This is a genomic window from Methanomethylovorans sp. PtaU1.Bin093, from assembly GCF_002067275.1.
GTDB lineage: Archaea > Halobacteriota > Methanosarcinia > Methanosarcinales > Methanosarcinaceae > Methanomethylovorans.
Genome location: NZ_MVQX01000073.1, coordinates 39128 through 56740, shown reverse-complemented (window position 1 = coordinate 56740; position 17613 = coordinate 39128). Strand labels below are relative to the sequence as shown.

Sequence of the window (17613 nt, the reverse complement as noted above, 5' to 3'; positions counted from 1 at the left end):
CCGAGATGAAGAGCTTTAGCATAATTAGAGCTCCACAGTCTCAGAGATACAGTTCAACCCCTGAATTTGAGTAGATTTTAGCGTCCTTTAATAACGAACTTGTCAATGCTGCATCATTCCCATCTTCCGGACCATAAAGGAAATTAGAGGAACCGGAACCAGTATATATACCTCCATCCAGGAACTGTTTTTGTCTTATGATCACATATCCGTCATAAGTTGGAATTTCAGCAACATCCGAAATGGTATAACTTCTGAAGAAAGGTAAGCCCAATTCCTGCGATTCACTGAAGTTTTGTTGAATGAAAAACCTATGTGCGTGATAATCAGAGTACAATGCAGATCCGGGATCAACGTGATCCATAAAATAATTAAATCCCTTGATCTCATCTGAAGTAAAGTATTCTCTAACAGGATCTGACAAGAAGGGCTTTGATTCCGGACCATTATAATAAATGGAGCTGAGCACAAAAATAGCCATGAGTACGGAAATAACGATCATCCAGCCTGGCTTTTTGCCACTGTCCGAGAGATGCGAATAAAGAATGTAAATACCTGCAGCCATAGCAAACGCCATGAAAGGACTTATAAGCAACATGAACCTGTCAAATCTGAATAAGGTCATTGTTTGCCACAGGGTCTGAATAGGAGTAGGGATATAAAGCACAAGTGTAAGTAAAGCAAAAAGCGCGAACACCGAGAAGTAATCTGTATAGTTCCTTTTGTTGGCTTTGATACGATCCCATAGAAGATAACCTATCCCGATCAGAGCAAAGAGCAAAAATACAGAAACGTCAAGATGATTTAATATATATATCCACTCATAACCCATCTGCACGGTTTCTTTGATCTGGAACTCTTCATAAAATTGAATGTCAGATCTGCTTAGCAACAATTCTTCCACGAAGACATTTGCAAAGTAGAACCAATAGCCCATGAACATTGCAGTGAACAATGAAAAATAGGTGGTATTTATATAGTTTTCATTTGACAGGATATGTTCACACACCAAAAGAAGGAACAATATAATAGCTATCTGAGCAGCTGAAACCTGATGAACGAGCACTAAGAATATGGTAAGTAGTATAGCAAGTCCCTGATAAGCAAAACCACGATCATTTTCATCTTTTTTGTACAACAGATATAGGATTATTATCAAACCTGCATATGCTAAAGTCCTTGTGATCATGTACATACCGTAATAGATAACAGTGCCGCTTGCAGAATACACCATACATGACAAAAGAGAAAATGTGGAATTATTTGTAGTTTTCATAAAGAAATAGTATATGAAAATGAACAGTACCGAATAGATCAAACCTGAACCAATGAAGTAAGCTGTTTGCAGGTCCAGCCCTAATAAATACGAAAGCTGAGAGTTAAAAATGTGGAATAGTGGGAAGCTTGCATAAAAGGTGCTCAGGTCCCCGGGAGCCAAGTGACCCGATAGATAAGTTACCTCCGAGAGAAATAGATGAGACATGATATCTGTTCCGCCAAAATACAGAGAATATTTTAGCGTGACACTATAGATCAAGTTTAAACTCAGCAGGAAGAGCTCAATAAGAATAATATAAGCTCTTGAAGACTTGGAGAATATCTGATTCAAAACCAAGATATAGGCCAATGTCACTGTTCCAAAGTAATACCATGTTCTTGTGGCACTTAAGAACAGGAATATGATGGATAATATATAAAGCGTTATAAAAGCTAGAACCGTAGTTCTTTGGCTCAAAGAGATGCTTTTGAGAAGGAGCTCATCATGACCAACGTCCTTTCTGAACATTTTTGACAAGAATATGGCAGAGAATATTGCTGGTACAGCTACTAACAAGCCTCTGATCGCAAAATCAGGACGGTCTATAAAATAGGCGATTGCAATGCCAGCAGCAACCATCGCGATGATGAATAAAGGGAAAAAACTTGCAACAAATCTTAACACCTTATGAGTTGTACCAATCTTCTTTTCCTGCATTTACAGACTCCTCAAAAATGGGACTGACTTCCAAAAAGCTCCGTTATTCATAAAGCTTCCTTTGTTCCGTATATAGTCAAATAGTCTCTCTAACACTACAGTACTATTTTCGCCATTTTAATGGCTTAAATCCCATATTAGAATATAAAATTAACTCAAGAATACTATAATGATATCTTTCTAAAATTGTAAGTTGTTTATGACTTTTGAATACAAGCGAATCCCAAATTTGCTTTTTCGGTTGATGCGGTCTGTAAAAAGATAGAAACAACATAGTAATATGTTTAGATACTATGTGATAATGTAAATTTACATTACACATACCATACACTTTTCATTTAGTTACTTCTGATCACAAATAAAAGGTTTTTCAAAAACTATAAATAATAGTATTGGCCAACCACTATCCTACTGCTGTTAAATAGTAGGGACACAGAGCGTTAATTCCCGCATTGCAGATAGTGTTATTCTGAGGAAGTGAAATAATGGGAAACTTAAGACAGCCAAACGCAAATGAAGCCACTCGGACCTTTAACAGGTCAAAGAACGTAACACCAATGTCAGGTATCTGTACACGTTGTCTGGACGGATGTCGCGGCAACTGCGAAATATTCAAGTCATCCTTCCGGGGACGTGAAGTGATATACCCTGGACCCTTCGGGGAGATCACTGCAGGTGGGGACAAGAATTACCCCATAGATTACTCTCATCTCAATATCCAGGGATATGCGGTCGGTGCCATAGGTCTGCCGGAAGGTATGATCCCTGGTCCTGAAACCGCAAGGTTCCCTAACGTCAATACCGAAATCGAGTACGGTTGGAGAAAAAAGGTCAAGATGAAATTGCCTATCTTTACCGGTGCGCTCGGTTCAACAGATATCGCAAGGAACAATTGGGAACACTTCACCATAGGTGCTGCAATCTCAGGCATCACCATCGTATGCGGAGAGAATGTGTGCGGAGTAGACCCCGGATTGAAACTGGGAAGTGACGGCCTTGTCCAAGAATCGCCTGAAATGGACCGCAGGATCGAGCTTTACAATAAGTTCTATGATGGTTACGGAGAGATGCTTGTCCAGATGAACGTAGAGGATACAAAGCTCGGCGTTGCAGAGTACCTTGCAAGCAAGCACAATATGGAAAGCATCGAGCTTAAGTGGGGACAGGGAGCGAAATGTATTGGCGGCGAGATAAAGGTCGCAGACATTGACCGTGCCATGGAACTAAAAAGAAGAGGATATATAGTCACTCCGGACCCTGAGCTTCACTCTGTCCAGGAAGCTTTCAGAATGGGCGCCATAAAGGAATTTGAAAGACATTCCAGACTTGGGTTTGTTACAGAGGAAGGATTCTGTGAGGAATGTGAAAGGCTCAGAGACCTTGGTTTTAAACGTATCACCCTCAAGACGGGAGCATATTCCATGGCAGAGACCGCCATGGCCATAAAATACAGCTCAGAAGCCAGGATAGATCTGCTCACATATGATGGAGCACCTGGAGGCACCGGCATGAGCCCCTGGCCTATGATGGAAGAATGGGGAGTCCCGACATTCTACCTGCAATCCCAGGTCTATGAATTTGCGCAGAAACTATCAGGCAGAGGTAAGAAAGTGCCTGATCTGGCAATGGCAGGCGGTTTCTCCAGTGAGGATGGGATCTATAAGGCACTTGCAATGGGATCACCCTATTTCAAGGCAGTATGCATGGGCCGTGGCCTCATGATCCCCGGAATGGTGGGCAAGAACATAGGCAAATGGTTAGAAGAAAAAGATCTCCCTAAGACAGTATCTGAATTTGGCACTACCAAAGAAGAGATCTTCGTACACTACGAGGAACTGAAAGAGAAATATGGAGAAGAGATGAAAAACATACCTCTTGGAGCGGTAGGCATCTATTCATATACAGAGAGGATCAAAGTGGGATTGCAGCAACTTATGGCCGGTTCCCGAAGATTCAACATCCATGCCATCACACGTAAAGATGTCATGGCGCTTACCGAGGAAGCTGCAAAGGTATCCGGAATTGCCTATGTTATGGATGCATACAGGGACATTGCAGAGGAGATACTTGAAAGCTGATCCTGACAATACAGGATACTTTTATGTCCCCATCCCATGGAGAAAGCAGAGTGAATCAAAAGATCAATGTAGAACTCAAGACCCTCAAATACGCAGATAAAGAGAAGATAACCAGCGGAGTCCCTCAGCTCGATGAGATACTCCACTCTTTCCGTCTGGGGGATAACGTGGTTTGGGAAGTGGAGGGACTTGAAGACTACAGATATTTTGCATTCAGACTGATACGACAAGCTATCAGTTCCGGCTCAAAGTGCGTGTATGTAAGGTTCGCACCACATGAGCCCATTCTTCAGGCAATGGAAGGACTGGACATAGTAAAAGTAGATCCGAGCAATGGATTTGACTTCTTTAGCAGCCAGGTCCACAGGATAATTGAATACTATGGTGAGAAGGTTTATTACGTATTTGATAACCTTTCCTCACTCATGGTCGAATGGGCTACCGATGAGCTGGTAGCCAATTTCTTTAAAGCCACATGCCCATACCTGTTCGAACTTGAGACCATTGGTTATTTCTGTCTCACTCGTGGAAAGCATAGTCATTCCACTGTTGCTGGTATCCGGGAAACGACCCAAGTGCTTATCGACTACTACCACATCAACGGAAAGACATACATCCACCCCCTGAAGGTCTACGACCGCTATTCTCAGAGCATGTTCCTGCCTCACCTGGTAACCGGAGAGACATGGGAGCCTATTTTAGATAGCTCAAAAGCCGCCACAATATCATCCAGCGACCGTAGAAAGATCATACGTATGCGGAAAAGTGGCACAGCCCCCTGGGACACTGTGTACACAAAATTGAAGTTCCACCATGACATGGAAATTTTGGACACTATACCAGAGCCCGAGATAACCGCGCTTAAACAGGAACTATCAAGGATGATCATCGGTGACCATCCCCGCTTCAACCGTCTTGCTGATACCTACCTGGGACTGGAAGACCTGCTCAGCATACGAGACAGAATGATAGGTTCCGGCCGTATTGGTGGAAAAGCTGTAGGAATGCTGCTCTCACGCAACATAATCCTGGCCAGCGAGAAGAAAGAAGAGTTCTCAGGGATAATTGAGCCTCATGATTCATTCTACGTTGGTTCTGATGTATTTTTCACCTTCATGATAAATAACGACCTTTTCCGCCTCAAGATAAAGCTTTCCGACAGTTCCAGTATGACAAAGGCAGAGTTCGAGGAGGTCGAAAAAAAGTTCCTGGAAGGCAGGTTCCCGGAAGAGATAGTAGAACAGTTCAGGGAACTGATGGATTACTTCGGGCAGGCGCCCATCATAGTAAGGTCAAGCAGCCTGCAGGAAGACAACTACGGAAATGCTTTTGCAGGTAAGTACAGGAGCGAGTTCTGCCCTAACCAGGGAAGTCCGGATGAGCGCCTCGAAGAGTTCATGCATGCCGTCAAGCTCGTCTATGCCAGTGCCCTGAACCCGGACGCCCTTGCTTACAGAAGGACAAGAGGGCTTCACTACCAGGACGAGCAGATGGCAATACTGGTGCAGCGTGTTTCTGGCATGCCTTATAAGCAGTATTTCTTTCCGGCCCTTGCAGGAGTTGCTTTCTCAAAGAACCTCTTCCGATGGACAAAACGCATTGACCCTAGAAAAGGACTGATAAGACTTGTTTTTGGACTCGGCACCCGGGCTGTGGACCGTGTAGGAAGGGACTACCCCAGAATGATCGCAGTGAGTCACCCTACACTCCGCCCTGAAACTGGCATGAAAGTGATGAAATACTCGCAATGGGATGTGGATGCCCTGGACCTGGATGCAAGGAAGCTCATAACCATACCTTTCCAGAACCTTGCCAAAGACTGCGATTATCCTGGACTCAGACTGTTCATTTCGGTCATGAACGAAGGATACCTTACTGACCCATACACCAATGCTATAGACTGCTCACAGGAAATGGTGCTGACATTCAATAACCTCATAAAGAACACGAAGTTCGTTGATACAATGGGAGAAATACTCCGGATAGTAGAAGAGGTATACGAACACCCGGTAGATATCGAGTTTACGGCAGCGGTCGATCAAAAGGGAAATATAAGGATAAACATAGTGCAATGCAGGCCCATGACAACGCCGGGAAGCAGCGAGAATATAGCCATACCCGATGATATAAAAGAGGAAAATATTCTTTTCAGATCCAGCATGCTCATCAATGAGGGAAAAGTGGAAAATGTCGAGTATATAGTGTACATCGACCCTCAGGCATATGAAATTGCAGACATAGATACAAAAAGGTCCATAGGCCGCATTGTAGGGAACATCAACGAAAAGATGAGCTCCATGGATACTAATTTCATATTGATGGGACCCGGAAGGTGGGGGAGCAGCAATATAGAACTGGGTGTCAATGCAACATATAGTGAGATAGATCACACCTCCCTGCTAGTGGAGATCGCACTTGAGAAGGCTGGCCACACCCCGGAAGTATCGTATGGAACTCATTTCTTCCAGGATATCGTGGAAGAGGAGATCATCTACATGCCCGTATATCCGGACATGAAGAGCTCAGGGTTCAACAATGAGTTCTTCAGCAACTCAGGCAACGTGCTTAAAGATATCCTCCCTGATCATGAAAGGTTCAGCAATGTTATCAAGGTGATCAATGTCCGTGAGGCATCGGGAGGAAGACATGCCGTGGTCATCGCTAATCTGTACGAACAGGATGCTGTATGCTACCTTGAAAAATCAACTGTTGGAAGAACATGGAAACTGGACAAGCTGAAGGGACAATGGCAATAAAAAAAGAGATCCTTGGAGGGATATTAATCTACGAACTTGATACTGACATCTTTCATGTTGTTGCGTATGGCCACATTGACAAGGAGAGGTGTAATTGATTCCACCATCGAGGAGGTTTCAAGTGGACCGATGTCCATAGGCCGCATTCCGGGGATGTCCCTGACAAGATCAAAGACGATGCTCTTGGAACGCATACTATTTCCGCAGACCCCGATGTCGTAATCGAGCTCTACATCAAGATTGGAGAGCTTAGCAGCGGGAACGGTATGGAAAGCAGAGACCAGTTCGTCAGCACCCTCAGGCAACAAAGCTGCTATTTCCTGTGCAGCGCTTCCTGAAGGAGGCGTGACATAACAGAAGTAGTCCGTTTTGTAGTCTTCCCGGGACTCAGCCGAGATCTCCAAAGGAGCTTCACCCGGAACAATGATACAGGAATTCTTTTCCATTGGCACGACTACGGATATGATGACCTTGCCGGAAAGTCCGGGTCTGATCTGTTCGATAGTGGAAGCTATCTGCCCATACCTGATGGCAAGAAGCACCACATCAGCTTCCGAGGCTGCCTGTGCATTGACCTCGCCTGTTATGTTTGCCTTGAAGCCATGGTCTTTCAATATGCAGTTATACTCGGTGGCCTTGGCCTGAGCTTTTTCCTGGTTCCTTGAACCCACGATCACCTGATGTTTCTGCCCCCACCTGAGAGCGAAACCTTTACCTATGCTGCCTGTACCGCCAATTAGTGCAATCTTCATGATAATCCCATCAACAACAATACAACTATATCAACTATCCGACCTGAAAAGGGAGGATCTATATGGTCTTATGTTCAGACCATATAAATGTTGCTCAGTTATATTGCAGGATTGGATCCAAGGCGGATCAGATCCATCCACGGTCCTTCATTGCAGTTACGACACGCTCGATGGCAACAACGTAAGCAGCTGTCCTCATATCAATGTTGTACTTCTGTGATGCTGCATACACTGCCTTGTATGCCTCGGTCATCTTCCTGTCCAGACGAGTGTGTACCCTGATCTCGCTCCAATAATACATGTAGAAGTTCTGGACCATCTCGAAGTATGAAACTGTCACTCCGCCTGCATTACAAAGGAAGTCTGGAATAACATGAATACCCCTCTGGAAGAGGATCTCATCTGCTGCAGGCGTTGTCGGACCGTTTGCGAGTTCTGCAACGATCTTAGCATTGACCTTGTGTGCGTTCTTCTCCGTGATCACGTTCTCAAGGGCTGCAGGAATGAGAACATCCACATCTAACTCAAGGATAGCCTCATTGCTGACAGGTGTTGTGTTTGGCAGGCCTGCAACTGAACCGGTCTTTGCCTTGTGCTGGTTTGCCGCCTCTGGGTCAATACCATCCATGTTCATAACGCCGCCTCTGCTGTCACTGACAGCCACTATCTTGCAGCCGAACAGTTCCTTTGCGAGTTTTGCTGCGTAGTATCCGGCGTTCCCGTATCCCTGAATGGCTATCTTTGCGTCCTTAAGCTCGATCCCGAGCACTTTTGCAGCCTCACGGATCGTGTAGAGACCACCTCTTGCTGTCGCGTCACCTCTTCCAAGTGAACCACCCATTGTAAGGGGCTTACCTGTGACGACACCTGGCTGATTGAAGGATGAGATCTTTGAGAATTCGTCAACCATCCATGCCATGATCTTGGGGTTGGTGTATACATCCGGCGCTGGAACGTCCTTTCTCGGACCAATGATCTGGGCAATGCTTGAAATGTACTTGCGGCTGAGGCGCTCAAGCTCACCATCGGACATTTCCTTAGGGTTACAGATAACTCCTCCCTTACCTCCACCCAGTGGTATGTCTACTACTGCACATTTCCAAGTCATCCATGCGGCAAGCGCCCTTACAGTATCGATGTTCTCTTCCGGATGGAACCTTATACCGCCCTTTGTAGGTCCTCTGGCATCGTTGTACTGTATCCTGAAACCTTCGAACACCTTGATCGAGCCATCATCCATGCGAACAGGGAGCGTGACACGCAGTTCGCGCATTGGGTGCCTTAGCATTTCATGTACGCTTTCATCCAGCCCAAGAATAGCAGCACATTTTGCTAACTGTTTTCTTGAATTTTCAAATGGATTTTCTAAAGTCATTACTCTTCCTCTTACATGCTACTTATGTTGACATAAGGTGATAACTAACCGACTTCTAAGTATAAGAGATTTTCTATTTTTTACATAACAAAAAAACCAAAAAAAGCCATCAGATAGCAGTATCATCCGGGTTTACAGATAGAAGTAGCTTTCAGATAAATAAAAAGAACAGCGCTATTCTTCCATGCACTATATCGTGAAGTGAAAAAGCAAAGGATTCAATCCTCCGCTTCCAGCGCCTGTATGACATCATTTACAGTAAGCTCTCCTCTTGCAACACGCAATACCGTAGGATATATAAAAGAACAGTCATCGATATTGCTCCAACGCTCTTCGCCTACGATCTTAATGACATCGGCCATTACTTTTCCACATGTACTGCAATACTTGGTCTCGCTTTCAATACCACAAACCAGACATTTCATAAGATAACCTCCACGATCGACCTTACCACTGGGGTTGGTCCATATACATCTCTAATGTTTGCACTGATGGTATTTAGTTTTGAGCATCACTTACAAACAAGCGCTATAGCCTGAAGGATAAATGGAAAAATAGAAGACGTGCCTCAGAAAATTTCCTGCAAAGCTGAAAAGAAATAATGTGCACTTTTGAAGCCTGCACATAAAGAACTCACCAAAAGTGCAGCGTTATATTAATAATAGAATCTGCTATTATTCAGCGACATACATGATAATTTACATTTTGCAGAGGTAAAACGTGTCTGAAGACCTTTTTGATATAAAAATAGATGATCTTTCTTTTAAGAATCCCATCGCTCTTGCACCCATGGGAGGAATAACAGATAGTCGATTTGCAAACGAATTTGCAAAAGATGCAGGACTTGTGATACTTGGAGGATACAACCTGGATGCTGCAACTAACCTGGCAGCGTCCGAAATGGCAAAGAGAGGCAGGAAAGAATTCTTTTCAGATGAACCTTTAAAACTGATAGAGAATGAGCTGGGATCAGTTAAAACCGAAAGCGTAGTTGCTATAAACTTAAGAAGCTCCACGCTGGAGCCACTGATCGAAGCTGCCAGGATGGCGAAGAATGCGAACGCAATAATTGAAATAGACGCACACTGCAGGCAGCCTGAAATGATAAGAATAGGTGTAGGAGAGGCACTACTGCGCGATCTCTCCAAACTGCAGGACACTATCCGTAAGGTAAAAGCAACAGGAGTCATCGTGTCAGTGAAGGTACGTGCCAATGTGATCGATAATATCAAAATGGCAAAGGCCATCGAAGATGCAGGCGCTGACATACTGCATGTGGATGCTATGAAGAAGGGATCCGGCGCTGACATGGAAACCATCAGGAAGATAAGGGATGCTACAAGACTCCTTCTGATAGGTAATAACTCTGTAACTGATTTTGACACCGCGAAAGAAATGTTCACCAGAGGTGCGGACATGGTTTCTGTGGGAAGGGGAGTCATGGAAGACCCATCCCTGATATCCAGCCTTGTAAAAGAAGTAACTCTGCTGCAGCAGGAGATAGGATGGTACAATTCACCTAAACACGTATGCAGAGGAGAAGGGGATCTGCGAGGGCTTGCGTTCTGCTGCCTGCCGGTCAAGCCGTGTCCTGTACATTCAAATATAAAGAAGATAGGACTTTCAGCAAAGGAGTTCGCTGATATAAAGATGGAATTCGCAAAGGGAACACCTCTTGAGTACGGAGATAGCACCTGTTTCGGCAGCCTTGTATGGTGCTGTAAGATCACAAAGATGTGTCCATTAAGGGACGGAGTACTCGAAACGATCGGACTTTCAGATGCAGAATACATGAAACTGAAAAGACAACTTGCTGATCACATCCTTGACCATCCAAAAGTTACTGGTAAATGAAGAAGGAACAGGAAATGAAAGGAAAGCCTGGCAAAGCTTCTGCATATCATACAGCTTCATATGTGGCGAGATGTGCACAGCTTGCTATGCTGCTGGAAGTATCGGCTCACCCTAAACCCGGGAATATAGACAGGGATCACGATTATGAGAACACCACCTTCGAGCATTTCCTCACATCTTCGGTTGCAGTATATCCAATACTTGAGAAAGCTGCAGGGAAAGAACACGAGATCGGAAAATATGTTCATGAGGCTGTACTTGAAAGTATAGCCTGGCAGAAAGGAGGTAACACTCACTTCGGTGCTTTTCTGCTCTTATTTCCCCTTGCAATGGCAGCAGGCAGACTTATTCGGAACTCCAGGGAACTTACACCTGAGAATTTAACCGAAGAAGCGTTCAACATTGTAAAAGAAACAGACGTAGGAGATGCGGTACAGATCTACCTGTCCTTTGGACCAGCAGGGGTCAAGGTGCGCGAGGTGAACGAATTCGACCTGTCCGATGCAAAAGCCATTGCGGATATTGAAAACAAGCGTACGACACTGTACCAATTAATGCAGATGTCCAGCTCTTATGACCTTATTGCAAAGGAATGGACATCCGGTTTTACTCGCTGCGCACAATGCGCCCGGATACTTACAAGAGAGATGGGTGGTCATGGAACACTTGTCCACGCAGGTAACTCTCGGATCAATCACATTATAGTTTACGCTTTTCTGAAGATGCTTGCAACTGACATGGATACGTTCATTGAGACGAAATTTGACAGGCAAACAGCCGAGGAAGTGTCTGCAAAGGCAAGGAGAATAAATTATAAATTAGAATACTCTGGTAATAATATGGAAAATATATTACCAGATGTATACAACTTTGATGAAGAACTGCTTGCAAGGGGTATTAATCCAGGGTCTACAGCCGATATAATGATAGGCGGCCTTTTTATATCCCTTCTTGGAGGAATGAGATTCTGACAGAAAGCAAGAAACTGAAACTTGAGGACTTTGGATTCTTTGAAGGTATCTCTGAAACCATTGTTACAACACATCATGGATGGGCTCCGAACGCAGCTCCTATGGGCATCATCCGAAAGCAGGATACCATTCTCATAAGACTTTTCAAAGGTTCCAGGACCTATCATAATATCCTGGCGGAGAACTTCCTTGTGGCCAATGTAACGAACGATCCTGTTGCATTTGTCAGATACACTTTTTCCGATGTTCAGCCAGAAGATATCGAGACCATATCTTCTCCCTGGAGAGAGTTCCCTGTCCTGAAGGAAGCACAGAGCTGGGTTGCCTTCGAATGCATTAATACCAAAATAACACCCGAAGCCCTTGTTGCGGAACTGAGACCTCTGAGAGGACATGTCAATTCATTCTATCCAAAAGCACCGAACAGAGGACTGAACGCTATCCTTGAGGCAACCATACATGCCACGCGCTACAAGATGAATGGAGAAGAAAAATATCTTAAGCTGATAGATTTCTACGAGGATATCATTAACAAGTGCGGCGGAGAAAGGGAAAAGGAGGCTCTTATGCTATTACGTTCCCATCTTTAGCCCAGCTTCAATGCTTTAGCAGTTCTCTTTTTTGCATTCTTCATCATCTGGCGTATCACAAAGACCTTGGGGGTTTTACCGCCACCGGGTCTTACCCTGCCCTGCCGGATAGCGCCCAGGACAGCCTCTAATGATCGTTCCTGCACATCTACATCTATCTCAGTATATGACATGCCCACCATTTCAGGCACATGGCAATCACTGCCACCAACCTGAGCAAGCCCCAGAGAACTTGCTGTGGCACGCGCCTTGTTATTAGGACCATCCGTAAGGCACCGTGAATTAAGAACTTCCACAGCGTCCACATCAAGACCTTCCACATATCCTATGCCATGAGATGTGATCTTGAAAGGATGGGGTAATATTACCAACGCATCCTGGGCCCGTGCCCTTCGTATGGTTTCAGCCGGCGATAAGCCAGGTTCTATGCTTTCCTTTATGCCCAGCACAAGCAGGTGCCCTTCGGAAGTGGTTATTTCAACGCCCGGAATGATCACAAGATCAGAGCCTAGCTCGGCTGCCCGCTGCACAGAAAAAGGACCTCCTTCGATCACATCATGATCACATACTGCAAAACCATCGAGGCCATTCTCTTTGGCATGGTGGATGATCGCGTCAATATCTGCATCACTGTCTTTAGAAAAACGTGTATGGACATGCAGGTCGAATTTCATACACTCAGATTAAAAATTATTCCTTATAAAATGTCTGTATGGCTTACGATAATAAGGCCAAAAGTTATAAGGACAAGATAAATGGTCCTTCATTAAAAGAAGCAAGCGAACGGGTTAAAGGAGTTGTGTATTGGGTGGTTGGATAGGATTGGTGGTACATTTGAGAAGAGACCCGTTCGCATGTTTACTAACATACTCCATGTTATATAAACATGTCGCCAAATGTGCTGTAGAGGAAACAGATTGTAACAAATTTTGCTTACTTAGCTGAAAACGATTGTATCTTATTCATCACCTCTTCCCTTGCTTCCAGGTCCACGAGTATCTGGTCAGCATATTTCACCGAATGGACTACACCTTCTTTGAAAAGCCAGGAGAGCACCGACATTGAATGCTCGGAAAGAGGCATTGATATTTCCTTCCTTTTCCATACCGGCAGCTTATCCCTTATCGCCTGCCTAAGTTCATCCAGGCCTTTCATTGTCTTCGCAGATATAAGAACAGGGTTCGGAACAAGATACCCAAGAGCTTCCATTTTCCCATTGAGGTCTTCATGGCTGATAAGATCTGTTTTGTTCATTACCGTGATCATGGATGCTCCATGTACCTGTTCCCAGAGAGTGTCATGACATGTGAGCAGCTTACCGTGCATTATGTCCAGCGGTTCACTTGCATCCACTACCAGCAAAATGATATCTGCAAGGAATATCTCGTTCAGCGTCGAACGGAAGGCATCGATGAGCCAGTGGGGCAAGTCCTCAATGAAACCTACCGTATCAGTGAGAATGACCTTACGCCCCATGACATCCATGGAACGGGCGACCGGAGAGAGGGTCGTGAAAAGCATATCTGCCACATCCACACCCTCATCCATCAGAGAATTGAAAAGCGTACTTTTTCCGGCATTGGTATAGCCCGCAAGCGCCACGAGGGATAGACCATGAGCGTGCCTGAAACTGCGCAGGGAGTCATTGTGGCTCTGCACATGGCTTAGCTCATCCTTTATGCGGGCTATCCTGCCCTTTATGTCCTGCTCATAGGAATCCTCATAGCTCCCCAGTCCCATAAAGCCTGGCCTTTCTTCTTTTTTGAGATGGGACACAATGATCCTTGCCCTGGGGATCTCATACTCAAGTCTTGCCAGCTCCACCTGCAGCTTGGCGCGCCGTGTGGTAGCTCGCAACGCAAAGATCTCCAGGATAAGCTGGAACTTATCAATGACCGCACATTTGCATATATCTGTGATGTGGTACAGCTGCATACTGCTCAGTTCATTGCAGAAGATCACTTTTTCGGCATTAAGGGATCCTACAGCCAATGCAAGCTCCTGTACCTTGCCCTTGCCCAGCTGGTATTTCTTATCCGGATAACGGGACTGAATAACCTCGCCCACTACAGAGTAATTGGCAGCATACGCCAGTTCCTTCAGCTCAGTTAGCTGCCTCTTGTTCTTGAGCTCATCACTTCCCGGATCAACCCTCTGTACAACGATCACTTTTTTCATTTGCAATTCCATCGTCCATGTGGATATTTCAAAGCTGCTTTACATACTCAGAATAAGATAAGAGGGGAATAGTATCAAGAAGATACCACACTATAAACTCTATAAAGAGAGATGTGCCCCAAGCCATATACAACTATGCCTGCCAATAGAGAGTGGCCCTGAGAAGCTTGGTAGCTTCCTGGTGCCTCAAAGCAAGGACACAATTCTTATTGAACGTCAATATGTTCCATGCAGATATCTCAGCATTTAGGAAACTGCCTCTGTAGAAAAACGATTATACTCAACATCATTGACCTGAAATTTCTGCCCACATCTATACGTCTGAACATTATAGATATCGTCAATAATGTAAGAAGTTTGAGGAACGCATGCAGACAAACCAGAAGATATTCTTTCCAAAGATAGGCACTCAGATAAAAAGTTAATCGAGAGTTTATTCCGATCTTATCTCTCGATAGATGCTATTGATCCTCAGAAGCAAAGTTATTTTTCATGTAGTCAGTCTATTTTCTCGAACTTGGATGCAGGGGCTCCACAGATGGGGCAGTTTGCTTCAGGTTTGCCTTCGTGGGTATGTCCACAGATGCTGCAGACATAGTAATCGACCTCTTCATTATTCCCGATCTCAGAAAGTGCTTTTTGGAATAGTCCGGCATGTATCCTTTCTACTTTATTGGCCACTTCAAAACTCCAGAGGGCTCTGTTATCTCCTTCAGCCTTAGCTTCCTCTATGAATTGGGGATACATACTTTCAAATTCGTACTTTTCACCATTGATGGCCTCTTTCAGATTGTCCATTGTAGTCCCGATCCCACCCATGCGCTGCAGGTGATTCAATGCATGAACTGTTTCTGCAGCTGCGGCAGCCCTGAAAAGTTTAGCTATTTGAGGGTACCCTTCTTCATCTGCTTTTTTTGCAAAGGCGAGGTATGTCCTGTTCGCCATTGATTCGCCAGTAAATGCTGCTTTTAGATTATCCTTTGAGCTCATTATATCTCCCCATACTTTGAGATCTTTTACTTTTGACTTGTCTAATATATCTGCTTCCATAATCCCTCAGATCATGGAAAACTAAAAACCAACTTTATTGTGATACCATTCTTGAAGTCAGTATCCAGAATTTAACTGGCAACATATGAATCTGCAGTTCACCAGATTAATCTTCTAGGATCTTGTCAACTGGTTGATCACAATTGAAAATTTACATGGATTTGTACTCTATTCTATTATTAAAATGTATTCCATGCGGCAAATATACATTGAACTTAAAAGTATCTCGTTACACTATACTATTCTATAAAGTAATTCTATAGCTTCTGGTGGTGCTCTTGAGAAGAAAGTAATGTACTTGGCCGACGTCTTGTTTCTGATCTTTCGTATGCGCGGGTATTTTAATAAAAGTAATGTAGGATCGTCTTTTTGCGTCGAACCCTTGAGCTATATGAATAGTTTTTATCACAGGATCCAGGATCACTTAACATATCGAATCCCCCTATTTTCCAATATCTGCGCCCATTAAATTATTTAATTTATAATGTCCCCCTTATCCGACTGAAGACTGAGGGAACATTTTATCTTAAGTAGCCTTCTGGCGCTTACAGAAATATGGTGTGCTATTTCTATAGCTCTGCGCTCGCCCAGAGATTCCTGGTATTTGAAATCCCGGGAGAACATGCTTGCTGCCAGCCACTGCGGCCGGTTGAACATATCCCCGGCCTCCATTACGATAGTAGCCCGGGGATCAAGGCCTTCTACGGTCTTTTCTACCATTGTGACCACATCAGTGATCTCAGGAGCATTAATGCTTGTGAATTGACGGATATTCACCTGATGGGTCTTATCTATATGGTCGGGGGACACAGAGAACGATACAGCAACGCATACCATGAAGTATTCTCCGTTTTCCATATGTCTTCCAGAAATGTCCACGGCAATGATATCGAACATGCGTATCGGTCACATTTTGATCCTGCCAATATCGATGTAGGCACAGTGGACGTTATCATGTACGGCATATATCATTCTTTTGCGCACGCTATTGGCCAGGCGCACTGCTCTGGACATCACCGGAAGCGTGAACTCATAGTCCTCTGCTATGGAATGGACCAGATACTCCGAGTGAGGAAGCTTATCCACCGACTTGAAGTTCTGGTACACCCTGAAATGGCTACCGAACTTGAAACCTGTCTTCGGGACAAGACCCCTGTCCCTCAGGTTCTCGTACACCATGTACTTAAGCATGAATTCCGATTCTATGACCGAGGCCTTTGCAGCAAAATCATCGAATGCAAGAGCAGAAGAAGTACCGGACATATCGGCAACTTCCAGTACACCCTTTTTAAGCAGATACCCTGATTCTACAAGTGACAGCTGCAGACGATCCGCGTCCAGGGGCTGCCCATAAAAACCTTCAGCGTGTAAAGAATGTGAAATATCACTGTCCCAGACCACCACGCGGTCTTCAAGGAACGTGGAACTTCCACTTATATCCTGTAACGACTCCTCAAGAGGTCTCATGTCCCCAGCTGGTTCCACTTTCCCTATTTCGTAGAAAGTGATATCACTTTCCTCATCAACAATGGCAAGTACCATCGTTTTATGCACATTATGCGCAGCTTCCAGAGACATGCGCAGCTCCCTGAGGGATAAAGGAATGCGCTCCGAAATGACATGAACAAAGAACTTTGCAGGAGTCTTTCCGGGATGCCCTCCTCTTGGATATACCCTGAAATCCGTCACCGAAGGCTGTACATAAAAACCCCTTTCACGTAAGTCTTTATAGACAATATACTTTATATCAAAATACTGCTGTCTTTTTGACGCCTCTGTAAAGAACTCCTTGAACGACAGGGATCTGTCATCCATGTGGATCTCAAGCTTTTTTTTGTAGTGCAGATATGCAGCTTCAATGAGCGTAAGTTCTAGAGTATCACCTTTTGGGCGCCCATAGTATCCGACATTGTACAGCTCATTGACAGCCTGTTTACCTGCTTTAATCCGGTCATTGACAAGTATTCCGATCAAAAAGGTCACCTAAATGTAAAAATAAATTATACGCCCAAATATCGGACCATCTTATTTAAT

General features: G+C 44.5%; 14 protein-coding genes. 5 read left to right on the top strand and 9 right to left on the bottom strand.

Annotated elements, in window-relative coordinates; all coding sequences use genetic code 11:
- Positions 1-40: 40 nt before the first annotated feature.
- Positions 41-1234 carry a hypothetical protein gene (locus tag A4E24_RS08450; RefSeq protein ID WP_292352838.1) on the bottom strand — a complete coding sequence of 398 codons (1194 nt, stop codon included), beginning with the start codon at positions 1232-1234 and terminating at the stop codon, positions 41-43.
- 1226 nt (positions 1235-2460) lie between these two features.
- On the opposite strand from A4E24_RS08450, the gene A4E24_RS08445 reads away from it, so the two are divergent.
- Together A4E24_RS08445 and A4E24_RS08440 are read left to right on the top strand one after the other, a co-directional pair.
- Positions 2461-4053, top strand: coding sequence for an FMN-binding glutamate synthase family protein (locus A4E24_RS08445; RefSeq protein ID WP_292352837.1), 1593 nt, complete (start codon positions 2461-2463; stop codon positions 4051-4053).
- A 50-nt stretch (positions 4054-4103) separates the two neighbouring features.
- A complete protein-coding gene (locus tag A4E24_RS08440; RefSeq protein WP_292352836.1) occupies positions 4104-6809 on the top strand; it encodes a PEP/pyruvate-binding domain-containing protein in 2706 nt (901 codons plus the stop codon).
- A 23-nt stretch (positions 6810-6832) separates the two neighbouring features.
- Here A4E24_RS08440 and A4E24_RS08435 read toward each other — a convergent pair whose 3' ends face one another.
- The 3 genes from A4E24_RS08435 to A4E24_RS08425 all read right to left on the bottom strand — a co-directional run bounded on the left by A4E24_RS08435 (position 6833) and on the right by A4E24_RS08425 (position 9361).
- Positions 6833-7561 carry an NAD(P)-binding domain-containing protein gene (locus A4E24_RS08435; RefSeq protein ID WP_292352835.1) on the bottom strand — a complete coding sequence of 243 codons (729 nt, stop codon included), beginning with the start codon at positions 7559-7561 and terminating at the stop codon, positions 6833-6835.
- A 127-nt stretch (positions 7562-7688) separates the two neighbouring features.
- Complete coding sequence (locus A4E24_RS08430) at positions 7689-8936, bottom strand: Glu/Leu/Phe/Val dehydrogenase (protein WP_292352834.1); 1248 nt, start codon at positions 8934-8936, stop codon at positions 7689-7691.
- Between the two features lie 218 nt (positions 8937-9154).
- Positions 9155-9361 carry a hypothetical protein gene (locus tag A4E24_RS08425; RefSeq protein WP_292352833.1) on the bottom strand — a complete coding sequence of 69 codons (207 nt, stop codon included), beginning with the start codon at positions 9359-9361 and terminating at the stop codon, positions 9155-9157.
- Positions 9362-9656: 295 nt separating this feature from the next.
- On the opposite strand from A4E24_RS08425, the gene A4E24_RS08420 reads away from it, so the two are divergent.
- The 3 genes from A4E24_RS08420 to A4E24_RS08410 are packed head-to-tail and all read left to right on the top strand — an operon-like array spanning position 9657 to position 12351.
- Positions 9657-10790, top strand: coding sequence for a methanogenesis marker 9 domain-containing protein (locus A4E24_RS08420; protein ID WP_292352832.1), 1134 nt, complete (start codon positions 9657-9659; stop codon positions 10788-10790).
- On the top strand, positions 10787-11761 hold the full coding sequence (locus A4E24_RS08415) for a triphosphoribosyl-dephospho-CoA synthase (protein WP_292352831.1): 975 nt from the start codon (positions 10787-10789) through the stop codon (positions 11759-11761). The genes A4E24_RS08420 and A4E24_RS08415 overlap by 4 nt, the downstream gene beginning before the upstream one ends.
- Complete coding sequence (locus A4E24_RS08410; RefSeq protein ID WP_367121168.1) at positions 11734-12351, top strand: DUF447 domain-containing protein; 618 nt, start codon at positions 11734-11736, stop codon at positions 12349-12351. Before A4E24_RS08415 ends, A4E24_RS08410 begins: the two co-directional genes overlap by 28 nt.
- Here the strand turns inward: A4E24_RS08410 and A4E24_RS08405 are convergent.
- The 5 genes from A4E24_RS08405 to endA form a co-directional block, all read right to left on the bottom strand.
- Positions 12348-13025, bottom strand: coding sequence for a PHP domain-containing protein (locus A4E24_RS08405; protein ID WP_292352830.1), 678 nt, complete (start codon positions 13023-13025; stop codon positions 12348-12350). The two genes, A4E24_RS08410 and A4E24_RS08405, sit on opposite strands and share 4 nt — an antisense overlap.
- A 259-nt stretch (positions 13026-13284) precedes the next feature.
- Positions 13285-14529, bottom strand: coding sequence for a GTPase HflX (hflX, locus tag A4E24_RS08400; RefSeq protein ID WP_292352829.1), 1245 nt, complete (start codon positions 14527-14529; stop codon positions 13285-13287).
- A gap of 498 nt (positions 14530-15027) precedes the next feature.
- On the bottom strand, positions 15028-15519 hold the full coding sequence (locus A4E24_RS08395; RefSeq protein WP_292352858.1) for a rubrerythrin family protein: 492 nt from the start codon (positions 15517-15519) through the stop codon (positions 15028-15030).
- A gap of 534 nt (positions 15520-16053) precedes the next feature.
- Positions 16054-16476 (bottom strand): DUF2209 domain-containing protein, encoded by a 423-nt coding sequence (locus A4E24_RS08390; RefSeq protein WP_292352828.1) that lies wholly within the window; start codon positions 16474-16476, stop codon positions 16054-16056.
- Between the two features lie 9 nt (positions 16477-16485).
- The gene (endA, locus tag A4E24_RS08385) at positions 16486-17553 is read right to left on the bottom strand and encodes a tRNA-intron lyase (protein ID WP_292352827.1); all 1068 of its coding nucleotides are present in this window, start codon (positions 17551-17553) and stop codon (positions 16486-16488) included.
- Positions 17554-17613: the final 60 nt, after the last annotated feature.